General features: G+C 60.7%; 12 protein-coding genes. 9 read left to right on the forward strand and 3 right to left on the reverse strand.

Going from position 1 to position 12,846, the window contains the following annotated elements; genetic code table 11:
- The first annotated feature begins 34 nt into the window (after window positions 1-34).
- The 4 genes from trxB to infA all read left to right on the forward strand — a co-directional run bounded on the left by trxB (window position 35) and on the right by infA (window position 2,827).
- Window positions 35-985: a thioredoxin-disulfide reductase gene (gene trxB / locus ACZ5BO_RS22920; protein ID WP_025126603.1), complete on the forward strand. Its 951-nt coding sequence runs from the start codon at window positions 35-37 to the stop codon at window positions 983-985.
- Window positions 986-1,061: 76 nt separating this feature from the next.
- On the forward strand, window positions 1,062-1,742 hold the full coding sequence (gene aat / locus ACZ5BO_RS22925) for a leucyl/phenylalanyl-tRNA--protein transferase (RefSeq protein WP_025126602.1): 681 nt from the start codon (window positions 1,062-1,064) through the stop codon (window positions 1,740-1,742).
- Window positions 1,743-1,800: 58 nt separating this feature from the next.
- Window positions 1,801-2,508, forward strand: coding sequence for an arginyltransferase (locus tag ACZ5BO_RS22930; protein ID WP_025126601.1), 708 nt, complete (start codon window positions 1,801-1,803; stop codon window positions 2,506-2,508).
- A 100-nt stretch (window positions 2,509-2,608) separates the two neighbouring features.
- Entirely contained in the window at window positions 2,609-2,827 is a 219-nt protein-coding gene (gene infA, locus ACZ5BO_RS22935) for a translation initiation factor IF-1 (RefSeq protein WP_002553999.1), read from the forward strand.
- Window positions 2,828-3,076: 249 nt separating this feature from the next.
- Here the strand turns inward: infA and clpA are convergent, their stop codons facing one another.
- Complete coding sequence (gene clpA / locus ACZ5BO_RS22940) at window positions 3,077-5,347, reverse strand: ATP-dependent Clp protease ATP-binding subunit ClpA (protein WP_464696573.1); 2,271 nt, start codon at window positions 5,345-5,347, stop codon at window positions 3,077-3,079.
- Window positions 5,348-5,376: 29 nt separating this feature from the next.
- Complete coding sequence (clpS, locus tag ACZ5BO_RS22945; protein WP_011062173.1) at window positions 5,377-5,739, reverse strand: ATP-dependent Clp protease adapter ClpS; 363 nt, start codon at window positions 5,737-5,739, stop codon at window positions 5,377-5,379.
- A 224-nt stretch (window positions 5,740-5,963) separates the two neighbouring features.
- Here clpS and cspD point away from each other — a divergent pair, with 224 nt between their 5' ends.
- Complete coding sequence (gene cspD / locus ACZ5BO_RS22950; protein WP_043274457.1) at window positions 5,964-6,221, forward strand: cold shock domain-containing protein CspD; 258 nt, start codon at window positions 5,964-5,966, stop codon at window positions 6,219-6,221.
- A gap of 82 nt (window positions 6,222-6,303) precedes the next feature.
- On the opposite strand, the gene icd is transcribed toward cspD, so the two are convergent.
- Window positions 6,304-7,560, reverse strand: coding sequence for an NADP-dependent isocitrate dehydrogenase (gene icd, locus ACZ5BO_RS22955; RefSeq protein ID WP_025126598.1), 1,257 nt, complete (start codon window positions 7,558-7,560; stop codon window positions 6,304-6,306).
- 504 nt (window positions 7,561-8,064) lie between these two features.
- On the opposite strand from icd, the gene ACZ5BO_RS22960 reads away from it, so the two are divergent.
- The 4 genes from ACZ5BO_RS22960 (at window position 8,065) to hflD (ending at window position 12,723) form a co-directional block, all read left to right on the forward strand.
- Window positions 8,065-10,290, forward strand: coding sequence for an NADP-dependent isocitrate dehydrogenase (locus tag ACZ5BO_RS22960; protein WP_464696574.1), 2,226 nt, complete (start codon window positions 8,065-8,067; stop codon window positions 10,288-10,290).
- Between the two features lie 161 nt (window positions 10,291-10,451).
- Window positions 10,452-10,898, forward strand: a complete 447-nt coding sequence (locus tag ACZ5BO_RS22965) for an NUDIX hydrolase (RefSeq protein WP_464696575.1) — start codon at window positions 10,452-10,454, stop codon at window positions 10,896-10,898.
- A 71-nt stretch (window positions 10,899-10,969) separates the two neighbouring features.
- Window positions 10,970-12,103 carry a tRNA 2-thiouridine(34) synthase MnmA gene (gene mnmA, locus ACZ5BO_RS22970; protein WP_025126595.1) on the forward strand — a complete coding sequence of 378 codons (1,134 nt, stop codon included), beginning with the start codon at window positions 10,970-10,972 and terminating at the stop codon, window positions 12,101-12,103.
- Window positions 12,100-12,723: a high frequency lysogenization protein HflD gene (gene hflD / locus ACZ5BO_RS22975; RefSeq protein ID WP_025126594.1), complete on the forward strand. Its 624-nt coding sequence runs from the start codon at window positions 12,100-12,102 to the stop codon at window positions 12,721-12,723. Before mnmA ends, hflD begins: the two co-directional genes overlap by 4 nt.
- Window positions 12,724-12,846 lie beyond the last annotated feature (123 nt).

Consider the following 12,846-nt stretch of genomic DNA (forward strand, 5'->3'; position numbering starts at 1 on the left):
TCTCTTTTGTGACAAAGGCTTATGAGGTGTTTTTATGAACCAAGCGAAGCATTCACGCCTGATCATTCTGGGCTCCGGCCCTGCCGGTTACAGCGCTGCCGTTTATGCCGCTCGCGCCAACCTCAAACCGACGGTCATCACCGGCCTGCAGGCCGGCGGGCAATTGACCACCACCACTGAAGTCGACAACTGGCCCGGCGATGTCGAAGGCCTGACCGGCCCGGTGCTGATGGAGCGCATGCAAAAGCACGCCGAGCGTTTTGACACCGAGATCGCCTATGACCACATCCACACCGCACAGTTGCAGCAACGGCCGTTTGTCCTGATCGGCGACAGCGGCACTTATAGCTGCGACGCATTGATCATCGCCACCGGTGCTTCCGCCCAATACCTGGGCCTGCCCTCCGAGGAAGCCTTTGCCGGCAAGGGCGTCTCCGCCTGCGCCACCTGCGACGGTTTCTTCTATCGCAATCAAGTGGTGGCGGTGGTCGGTGGCGGCAACACCGCCGTGGAAGAAGCCCTGTACCTGTCCAATATCGCCAGGGAAGTGCACCTGGTGCACCGTCGTGACAAGCTGCGGGCAGAGAAGATTCTCCAGGACAAACTGTTCGACAAGGCCGCCAACGGCAATATCCGCCTGCACTGGAACCAGCATCTGGATGAAGTGCTCGGGGATGCCAGCGGCGTCACCGGTGCCCGTCTCAAGGACAGCCACACTGGCGCGACCACGGAGCTGGCCCTGGCCGGGGTGTTTATCGCCATCGGCCACAAACCCAATACCGACCTGTTCCAGGGCCAACTGCAGATGCGCGACGGCTACCTGCTGGTCAAGGGCGGCAGCGAAGGCAATGCCACGGCCACCGGGATCGAAGGAGTGTTTGCCGCCGGCGACGTGGCCGACCACGTCTACCGCCAGGCCATCACTTCAGCCGGCGCCGGCTGCATGGCCGCCCTGGACGCGGAAAAATTCCTCGACGACCACTGATCTCACGCCCTAGGCTTGTGGCGGGCCGCAATGCAAAGGCCTGCCACCGCCCTCCCCTGCCGTAAGTCTGGATGCCATGCTGACCTGGTTACAACGCAACTCCCTGGATTTCCCGCCACTGGAAAAAGCCATGCGCGTGCCCAATGGCCTGCTGGCCGCCGGCGGCGATCTTTCCGCCGATCGCCTGATCCGGGCCTACCGCCACGGCTGTTTCCCCTGGTTCTCCGAAGGCCAGCCGATCCTCTGGTGGTCCCCCGACCCTCGCACCGTGCTGTTTCCCGACGAACTGCACATTTCACGCAGCCTGAACAAATTGCTGCGCCAGCAACGCTACCAGGTCACCTTCGACCAGGATTTCGCTGCGGTCATCAGCGCCTGCGCGGCCCCTCGGGCCTATGCCGATGGCACCTGGATCACCGAAGCCATGCAGCAGGCCTACCTGCAATTGCATCAACGCGGCCTCGCCCATTCGGTGGAGGTCTGGGACCAGGGCACGCTGGTGGGTGGACTGTACGGCTTGGCCATGGGCCAACTGTTTTTCGGCGAGTCGATGTTCAGTCGCGCCGACAACGCCTCGAAATTCGGTTTCGCCACCCTGGTGCAACAGCTGCGTGACTGGGGTTTCGTGCTGATTGACTGCCAGATGCCCACCGAGCATTTGCACAGCCTGGGCGCTCGCTCCATCCCGCGCCCGGAATTTGCCGGTTACCTGGAGCGCCACCTGGACCAGCCGAGCCGCGCCATATGGGTTTCCTAGGCGGGTTTCACCGCTGTGGCTTACACTTAAACCCAAAGCTTATTCCGAGGGTTGACTCATGACCGAGTTGGCGCGCCTGAAGTTTTATGCCACTCAACCCCACGCTTGCAGCTACCTGCCCGACGAACAGGCGACCACCCTGTTTCTCGATCCTAGCCAGCCCATGGACGTGCATGTCTACGCTGATCTGTCGGAAATGGGGTTTCGTCGCAGTGGCGATCACCTGTATCGCCCCCACTGCCAGAACTGCAACGCTTGCGTCCCGGCGCGCATTCCGGCGGCGCAGTTCATCCCCAATCGCCAGCAAAAACGCATCCTCAAGCGCAACAGCGACCTGACGGTGCAGGCCGCCAAGCCTGGTTTCAGCGAAGAGTACTTCGACCTGTACCAGCGCTATATCGAGCAGCGTCACGCCGATGGCGACATGTTCCCCCCCAGCCGCGACCAGTTTTCCACCTTTCTGGTGCGCGACCTGCCGTTTTCGCGCTTCTACGAGTTCCGCCTGCACGGGCGCCTGCTGGCGGTGGCGGTCACCGACCTGCTGCCCAATGGGATTTCGGCGGTCTACACCTTCTATGAACCGGACGAAGAACGCCGCAGCCTGGGACGCTTTGCGATCCTCTGGCAGATCGGCGAGACCCTGCGCCTGGGCCTGGATGCGGTCTACCTCGGCTATTGGATCAAAAACTGCAAAAAAATGAATTACAAGACCCAATATCGCCCCATTGAGCTGCTGATAAACCAGAGATGGGTGATCCTCAACTAGAAGGCCTTGGCTTGAACCCCACTTTTCGGGCACAATGCACGCCGCTTTTGCCTGGCGCAGTTGCACCGGGCCATTCATTGGACACCGAGGGCTTTACTGCATGTCGAAAGAAGACAGCTTCGAAATGGAAGGCACTGTCGTCGACACCCTGCCCAACACCATGTTTCGCGTGGAGTTGGAAAATGGGCACGTCGTAACCGCGCATATTTCCGGCAAGATGCGCAAGAACTACATTCGTATTCTTACCGGTGACAAAGTGCGCGTCGAGCTGACGCCCTATGACTTGAGCAAAGGGCGCATCACTTACCGCGCTCGCTAAGCAAGTCAATACAAGACGCCCGGTTATGCCGGGCGTTTTTGTTCGCCTGGAGAAAAGCCGCAGCAGCTGGTTTGCCAGCGACTTCAAGCTCAAGAACGGTGCAGGGCGTGAAGGCCTGTTCGCCGGCAAGCCGGCTCCTGCAATCCGCCCCCTCCCTGCAAAGGTGCAAGGCTCGCAAGCCGAGCAAACCCCAGACAGCACAAAGGCACCCTCCGGTGCCTTTGGCGGTACTGCTGCGTTACGCGGCTATCAAGCCATCTCCGCCGTGGTTTCGAAATCGAAGGTCAGTTCGCCGTCCTTGATGTCGATGTGCACCACACCGCCATGGTCGGACAACTCGCCAAACAGGATCTCTTCGGCCAATGGACGCTTGATCTTGTCCTGGATCAAGCGTGCCATCGGACGCGCGCCCATGGTCACGTCGTAACCACCGGCGGCCAGCCAGCTGCGAGCGGCATCGGTCACTTCCAGCTGCACGCGCTTGTCTTCCAACTGCGCCTGAAGCTCGGTAAGGAACTTGTCCACCACGCTCTTGATCACTTCGTGGCTCAGGCGACCGAACTGGATAATGGTGTCCAGGCGGTTGCGGAACTCCGGAGTGAAACTCTTCTTGATCACTTCCATGGCATCGGAAGAGTGATCCTGATGAGTGAAACCGATGGAGGCTCGCGCCGCGGTTTCAGCACCGGCGTTGGTGGTCATGATGACGATCACGTTGCGAAAATCCGCCTTGCGCCCGTTGTTGTCGGTCAGGGTACCGTGGTCCATCACCTGCAGCAGCAGGTTGAAGACTTCCGGGTGGGCCTTCTCGATCTCATCGAGCAACAGCACACAGTGCGGCTGCTTGGTGATGGCCTCGGTCAGCAGGCCGCCCTGGTCGAAACCGACATAGCCGGGAGGCGCACCGATCAGGCGCGAAACGGTGTGCCGCTCCATGTACTCGGACATGTCGAAGCGCACCAGCTCGATCCCCATGGCCTTGGCCAGTTGCCGCGCCGCCTCGGTCTTGCCGACACCGGTGGGACCGGCGAACAGGAAGGAGCCGACCGGTTTGTCCGGCGACTTGAGCCCGGCGCGAGACAGCTTGATCGCCGTCGACAGCGAATCGATCGCCGCGTCCTGACCAAACACCGTCAGCTTGAGGTCGCGCTCAAGGTTGCGCAGCAGCTCCTTGTCGGAACTGGTGACGTGCTTCGGTGGAATACGCGCGATCTTCGCCACGATGTCCTCGACCTGAGCCACCTCGATGCGCTTCACGCGCTTCTCGGCCGGTTGCAGACGCTGGTAGGCACCCGCCTCGTCGATGACGTCGATGGCCTTGTCCGGCATATGCCGGTCATTGATATAGCGCGAAGCCAGTTCCGCCGCAGCGCGCAGCGCCTCATCACTGTATTCGATGTTGTGATGGGCCTCGAAACGCCCCTTGAGTCCGCGCAGGATACCGATGGTGTCCTCGACCGAAGGTTCGGACACGTCGACTTTCTGGAAGCGTCGAGCCAGGGCCCGATCCTTCTCGAAAATGCCACGGAATTCCTGGAACGTGGTCGAACCGATGCAACGGATATCACCCGAGGACAGCAGCGGCTTGAGCAGGTTCGAGGCATCCATCACGCCACCGGAAGCCGCACCGGCGCCGATGATGGTATGGATTTCATCGATGAACAGGATTGCCTGAGGGCGCTTCTTCAATTCGCCCAGCAGCGCCTTGAAGCGCTTCTCGAAGTCGCCGCGGTACTTGGTACCCGCCAGCAAGGCACCGAGATCCAGCGAATACACGACACTGCTGCTCAACAGGTCGGGCACCTGGTTGTCGACGATACGCTTGGCCAGGCCTTCGGCAATAGCCGTCTTGCCTACGCCCGCCTCACCCACCAGCAGCGGGTTGTTCTTGCGCCGACGAGCGAGGATCTGCGCTACGCGCTCAACCTCCTGCTCGCGCCCGACCAGCGGATCAATGCGCCCCTGACGGGCCAGTTCATTGAGGTTGCTGGCGTAGGCATCCAGTGGATTGCTCGAAGAAGACGATTCGCCGCCCTCTTCATCCTGCATATCCTGCTCACCTTCGGAATGATCACCATGCCCCGGCACCTTGGAGATGCCATGGGCGATGTAATTGACCACGTCGATACGGGCAACGCTCTGCTGTTTCAGCAGGAACACCGCCTGGCTCTCTTGCTCACTGAAGATGGCTACCAGCACATTGGCGCCGGTGACTTCACGCTTGCCCGAGCTCTGTACATGAAAGACAGCACGTTGCAGTACACGCTGGAAACCCAGGGTTGGCTGAGTCTCGCGATCTTCGTCATGAACGGGGATCAATGGCGTGGTGGAGTCGATGAACTCCTGCAGGTCGTGCTTGAGTTTGTCGAGGTTGGCTCCGCAGGCACGTAAAACAGTGGCGGCGGCCTCATTATCCAAAAGAGCCAACAGGAGGTGCTCGACAGTCATGAATTCATGACGCTTCGAGCGGGCCTCCTTGAAGGCGAGATTGAGGGTGACTTCGAGCTCGCGGTTTAACATAGCTTCACCTCATACCCAAGTGGTCGGCGTTAACCGTCCTTCTCGATTTCACAGAGTAGCGGATGCTGGCTTTCCCGGGCGTACTGGTTGACCTGCATGGCCTTGGTCTCGGCGATGTCGCGGGTAAACAATCCACACACTGCCCGCCCTTCGGTATGGACGGCCAGCATGACCTTGGTCGCCAGCTCGCGATTCAGGTTAAAAAACATCTCGAGCACTTCGACGACGAAATCCATCGGGGTGTAGTCATCGTTGAACAAAACCACCTTGTACATTGGCGGTGCCTGTAACGCAGGCTTGGCCTCCTGTACCGCCAAACCAGCGGAATCGTCGTCGTGCAAGTCCGGGCGATCCTGATTGAATGTTAGTCGAATCTGGCTGATTGCATGCATGGAAAGAAAGGTTCGTCAGTTGTGCAAATACAGTGGTGGGGGCGCCCTGGAAGGAATTCAACTCCGACCGCCGGGTCACCTTGACTATCGGCAAAACGGTGTTACAACCAATAGGGCCCACATTGGGTAATAAACGTCCGCGGCGTCAACCTTTTTACCAAGTTTGTCGGCGGATGAACTGGATGATACTCCAGTGATGGAGTCAGTTGCAGAGGGATATGAGTATGGCTAGCGGTAAGGTCAAGTGGTTCAACAATGCCAAGGGGTACGGCTTTATTAATGAGGAGGGCAAAAGCGATGATCTGTTTGCCCATTACTCGGCCATCGAAATGGATGGCTACAAGACCTTGAAAGCCGGACAGGCTGTGAGCTTCGAGATCATCCAGGGCCCCAAGGGCCTGCACGCGGTCAACATCAGCGCCTTGAAGGTTCCCGGCGAAATCGTGACTGCCGAGGTACAGCCTGAGGGCGCCTTGAGCTGATTGACCCAACATCCAGTCATTAAAAAACCGGCCGACTCAAGGGATTGAGTCGGCCGGTTTGCTTTGTGCGTGAATCAACCGCTTACATGTGCGAGATCAGCGCATCGCCGAACGCCGACGACGACAACAGGGTCGCACCCTGCATCAGGCGCTCGAAGTCATAGGTCACGGTCTTGGCCGAGATCGCGCCGTTGGTGCCCTTGATGATCAGGTCCGCGGCTTCGGTCCAGCCCATGTGACGCAGCATCATCTCGGCCGAGAGGATCAGCGACCCCGGGTTCACCTGGTCCTTGCCTGCGTACTTCGGCGCGGTGCCGTGGGTGGCCTCGAACATGGCCACGGTGTCGGACAGGTTGGCACCCGGCGCGATACCGATGCCGCCCACTTCCGCCGCCAGGGCGTCGGACAGGTAGTCACCGTTGAGGTTGAGGGTGGCGATCACATCGTATTCGGCCGGGCGCAGCAGGATCTGCTGGAGCATGGCGTCGGCGATGGCGTCCTTGACGATGACGTTCTTGCCGGTTCTCGGGTTCTTGAACTGCATCCACGGACCGCCATCCAGCAGGGTCGCACCGAACTCTTCGGCCGCCACTTCATAGGCCCATTCCTTGAAGGCACCTTCGGTGAACTTCATGATGTTGCCTTTGTGCACGATGGTCAGCGAGTCACGGTCGTTGTCCACTACATATTGCAGCGCCTTGCGCGCCAGACGCTTGGTGCCCTGCAGGGAAACCGGCTTGACGCCGATACCGCAGTTCTCGTCGAAACGGATCTTGGTGACGCCCATTTCTTCTTTAAGGAACTTGATGACCTTGGTCGCTTCCGCCGAGCCGGCTTTCCACTCGATGCCAGCGTAAATGTCTTCGGAGTTTTCACGGAAGATGGTCATGTCCACGTCGCCAGGCTTCTTCACCGGGCTGGGCACGCCTTCGAACCAGCGCACCGGGCGCAGGCACACATAGAGATCCAGCTGCTGACGCAGGGCCACGTTGAGGGAACGGATGCCGCCACCGACCGGAGTGGTCAGCGGGCCCTTGATCGAAACCACGTAATCCTTCACTGCGTCCAGGGTTTCCTGAGGAAGCCAGGTGTCCTGGTCGTACACTTGAGTCGCCTTTTCCCCGGCATACACTTCCATCCAGGAAATCTTGCGTTCGCCGCCGTAAGCCTTCTTAACCGCAGCATCGACAACCTTGATCATGACCGGGCTGATATCAACGCCAATACCGTCGCCTTCGATGAAAGGGATAATCGGATTGTTAGGAACATTGAGAGAATGGTCTGCGTTGACGGTGATTTTGTCGCCGACTGCTGGAACCTGAATCTTCTTGTATCCCATGCTGAACTCCGTTGTGTGGATTGAACATCTGGCTGCGTTCGAGCGTAACCCAGTTGAATCTGGACGGGAACCTCATGTTCCACTCATCGACCGCAAAGCTGCGCAGTTCGCGGCCTACAAGCCTGAAAGCAAAGGGAAAAGTGCCAAAATCGAGCACCTCGAACGACTCTACGCCTGCCCCCTGCCTGCGACCTTTAGACCAATGGACGAGAACCGGTGCCCATGAAGCATCGGCGTTTTGCTAGCTACCTATGTATAATGCCGCCGCTGACCACAGAGTCACGACGGCCGAACCGCTCTGCTACCGAAAAAACTAGCCGAGACTGGCCGCCCAAAGCCGGGCTGCTACCACAGCCCACCCGCTTGACGCTCGACTGATGCACCCAACATCACCGCGAAGAAACCTCGACATTCGGCTCATGGACGACCTTTGAACGAAAGCGCTTACCCGGCGCACCTCGAGTTTCTGCGCACGCTTTAGCAAAGAAGAGAGTTAATCCGAATATGCCCACCCGCTCGAAGATCATCTATACCTTCACCGACGAAGCCCCGGCCCTCGCCACCTATTCCCTGCTGCCTATCGTAGAAGCCTTCACCGCTTCGGCTGATATCGCCGTGGAAACCCGTGACATCTCCCTGGCCGGGCGCATCCTCGCCAGCTTCCCCGAGCAGTTGGGTGCCAAAGCGGTGCCGGACCACCTCGCCGAACTGGGCGAGCTGGCGGTCACCCCAGAAGCCAACATCATCAAGCTGCCGAACATCAGCGCCTCGGTCCCACAACTGCAAGCCGCGATCAAAGAGCTGCAGGCCCTGGGCTACGCCCTGCCGGACTACCCGGAAACCGTTACCAGCGATGCCGACAAGGACGCCAAGGCGCGTTACGACAAGGTCAAGGGCAGCGCCGTGAACCCGGTCCTGCGTGAAGGCAACTCCGACCGCCGCGCTCCGCTGTCGGTGAAGAACTATGCGCGCAAGCACCCGCACAAGATGGGCGCCTGGGCCAAGGACTCCAAGTCGCACATTGCCCACATGAACAATGGCGACTTCTACGGCAGCGAGAAAGCTGCCCTGATCGACGCCGCTGACAGCGTCAAGATCGAGCTGATCGCTCAAGACGGCACTGCCACCGTCCTGAAGGAAAAGACCGCCGTGCAAGCCGGCGAGATCCTCGATTGCGCCGTGATGAGCAAAAAGGCCCTGCGCGCCTTCATCGCCGCTGAAATCGAAAGCGCCAAGCAACAAGGCGTGCTGCTGTCGGTACACCTCAAAGCCACCATGATGAAGGTTTCCGACCCGATCATGTTCGGCCAGATCGTTGCCGAGTTCTATCAGGACGCCCTGACCAAGCACGCTGCCGTGCTCAAGGAAATCGGCTTCAACCTGAACAACGGCATCGGCGACCTGTACGCCCGCATCAAGGCCCTGCCGGCCGACCAGCAAGCTGCCATCGAAGCCGACATCCAGGCCGTCTACGCTGCCCGCCCGGCCCTGGCCATGGTCAACTCCGACAAAGGCATCACCAACCTGCACGTGCCGAGCGACGTGATCGTCGACGCCTCGATGCCAGCCATGATCCGTGACTCCGGCAAGATGTGGGGCACCGACGGCCAGCTGCACGACACCAAGGCGGTGATCCCGGACCGTTGCTACGCCACCATCTACCAGGCAGTGATCGAAGACTGCAAAGCCAATGGCGCCTTCGATCCAACCACCATGGGCAGCGTGCCGAACGTTGGCCTGATGGCCAAGAAAGCCGAAGAGTACGGCTCCCACGACAAGACTTTCGAAATCAAGGCTGACGGCGTGGTTCGCGTCACCGACAGCAAAGGCAGCCTGCTGCTGGAGCAGAAAGTCGAAGCCGGCGACATCTTCCGCATGTGCCAGACCAAAGACGCGCCGATCCAGGACTGGGTCAAGCTGGCCGTCAACCGTGCTCGCGCCAGCAGCACCCCGGCGATCTTCTGGCTGGACCCGATGCGCGCCCATGACGGCGTGATGATCGAGAAAGTCCAGGCCTACCTGAAGGATCACGACACCAGCGGCCTGGACATCCGCATCATGTCTCCGGTCGACGCCATGAAGTTCACCCTGGCCCGCACCCGCGAAGGCAAGGACACCATCTCGGTGACCGGCAACGTCCTGCGCGACTACCTGACCGACCTGTTCCCGATCATGGAACTGGGCACCAGCGCCAAGATGCTGTCGATCGTGCCGCTGATGAACGGTGGCGGCCTGTTCGAAACCGGCGCCGGCGGTTCGGCTCCGAAGCACGTGCAGCAGCTGCTGGAAGAGAACTTCCTGCGCTGGGACTCCCTGGGTGAGTTCCTGGCCCTGGCCGCTTCCCTGGAGCACCTGGGCAACACCTACAACAACGCCAAGGCCCTGGTACTGGCCAAGACCCTGGACCAGGCCACCGGCCAGTTCCTCGACAACAACAAGTCGCCATCGCGCAAGGTCGGCAACATCGACAACCGCGGCAGCCACTTCTACCTGGCACTGTACTGGGCCCAGGCCCTGGCCGCCCAGACCGAGGACGCTGCCCTGCAAGCGCAGTTCAGCACCCTGGCCAAGACCCTGACCGAGAACGAGGCGACCATCGTTGCCGAGCTCAACGCCGTACAGGGCAAGCCCGTGGACATCGGTGGCTACTACAGCGCCAACCCCGAGCTGGTGAGCCAGGCCATGCGCCCGAGCGCCACCCTCAACGCAGCCATCGCTGCGCTGGCGTAAGCACCACCGAACACACAAACCCCGGCCCCGCGCCGGGGTTTGTGCTTATAGAGCCTGTAGCAGCCGGCTTGCCGGCGAATGCCCCCACGCCCAATATGCGGCGCTCGCTTCGCCGGCAAGCCGGCTCCTACAATGCTCTTCCTTTATAAAGGAGTGCCTTTATGGAATGGCAACCTCACATCACCGTCGCCACCATCGTCGAGGACCAGGGTCGCTTCCTGTTCGTCGAGGAGTATCAGGGCGAACAAGCCGTGCTCAACCAGCCCGCCGGGCACCTGGATGCCAATGAAAGCCTGCTTCAGGCGGCCGTGCGTGAAACCCTGGAAGAAACCGGCTGGGACGTGGAATTGACCGGCGTGGTCGGCATCTACCTCTACACCGCCCCGAGCAATGGCGTCACCTACCAGCGCGTGTGCTTTGCCGCCAAGCCATTGCGCCAGCGTCCGGACTATCAACTGGATGACGGCATCATCGGCCCGCGCTGGTTGAGCCGTGAACAACTGCTGGAGCAGCGAGCCAACTGGCGCAGCGAGTTGATCCTGCAGTGCCTGGACGATTACCTGGACGGCCAACTGCACAGCCTGGCGCTGATCCGTCCGTCGCTTTAACCGCAGTTTTAGCCTTGCGGGCCTCAGCCTGTTAGAATCGCGTCCTTTTTCAAGACACCCATTGAATTCCTATGCGTGATCCAGCCCCTTCTGACACCCAAAAGAAGCGCGTCATTGTCGGCATGTCCGGCGGCGTGGATTCTTCCGTTTCCGCCCTCCTGCTGATGGAGCAGGGATACCAGGTGGAAGGCCTGTTCATGAAGAACTGGGAGGAAGACGACGGAACGGAATACTGCACCGCCATGGACGACCTGGCGGACGCCCAGGCTGTGTGCGACAAGATCGGCATCAAGCTGCACACTGCCAACTTTGCCGCCGAGTACTGGGACAACGTGTTCGAGCACTTCCTGGCTGAATACAAGGCCGGGCGCACGCCGAACCCGGACATCCTGTGCAACCGCGAAATCAAGTTCAAGGCGTTCCTCGACTACGCCCTGATGCTCGGCGCCGACCTGATCGCCACCGGCCACTACGTGCGCCGCCGCGACATCGATGGCCGCACCGAACTGCTCAAGGGCCTGGACCCGAACAAGGACCAGAGCTACTTCCTGCACGCCGTTGGTGGCGAACAGATCGCCAAGACCCTGTTCCCCGTCGGCGAACTGGAAAAGCCCGAGGTGCGTGCCATCGCCGAGAAGTACGAACTGGCCACCGCGAAGAAAAAGGACTCCACCGGCATCTGCTTTATCGGTGAGCGGCGCTTCAGCGACTTCCTCAAGCAGTACCTGCCGGCCCAGCCTGGCGAGATCAAGACCACTGAAGGTGAAGTCATCGGCCGCCACCACGGCCTGATGTACCACACCATCGGCCAGCGCCAGGGCCTGGGCATCGGCGGCCTGAAGGACGCCAGCGACGAGCCGTGGTACGTGCTGATCAAGGACCTGGAGCACAACGAGCTGATCGTTGGCCAAGGCAATGATCACCCCTGGCTGTTCTCCCGCGCCCTGCTGGCTTCGGAAATCTACTGGGTCAACCCGATCGACCTCGACCAGCCACGCCGCCTGACCGCCAAGGTGCGCTACCGCCAGAGCGACCAGCCCTGCACCCTGGAACGGACCGCCAGCGGCTACCGCGCCACCTTCGACGACCCGCAGCGGGCGGTGACCCCCGGCCAGTCCGTGGTGTTCTACGACGGCGAAGTCTGTCTCGGCGGCGGCGTGATCGAAGTGGCCGAGCCCTGGAGCAGCAAGGACGTGCGTCCATGAGCCCGATTCAGGAGCAACTGACGGCGCTGGGGGGGGTATTTTTGGCCGCAGTCCTGGTGGACCGCATCGCCAAGACCGGCCAGGTCAGCGAGGCAGCCCTGAGCTGCATGCTCGGCAGCCTGCTGATCCGCGATCCGAAGGACACCCTGGAAGTCTACGGCGGTGACGACATCAACCTGCGCGAAGGCTACCGGGCCCTGATCGGCGCCCTGGAGCGCGACCCCAGCACCCTGCAACGCGAGCCACTGCGCTACGCCCTGTCGATGCTCGGCCTGGAGCGCCAACTGGCCAAGCGCGAAGACCTGCTGGAGACCATCGGCAAGCGCCTGCCGCAGATCCAATCCCAGGTGGAACACTTCGGCCCCGCCCATGAAAATGTGATCGCGGCCTGTGGCGGCCTATACCAGGACACCCTGAGCACTCTGCGCCAGCGCATCCAGGTGCACGGCGACATGCGCAACCTGCAGCAGCCGAGCAACGCCTCGAAGATCCGCGCCCTGCTCTTGGCCGGCATCCGCTCGGCACGCCTGTGGCGCCAGCTGGGCGGGCATCGCTGGCAACTGGTGATCAGCCGGCGCAAATTGCTCAAAGAACTCTATCCATTGATGCGCAGCAGCTGAGCTGCGCTGGCTCTACCTGCTTTTTTCAAGAGCTGCGCGTAAGACGCTGGTCAGTTGGCAACGGACCGGCGGATATTTTCATGTATGATACGCGCCCCATTTCGTTGCCCGACTGTCCGAGAA

The organism is Pseudomonas sp. FFPRI_1 (assembly GCF_055384485.1).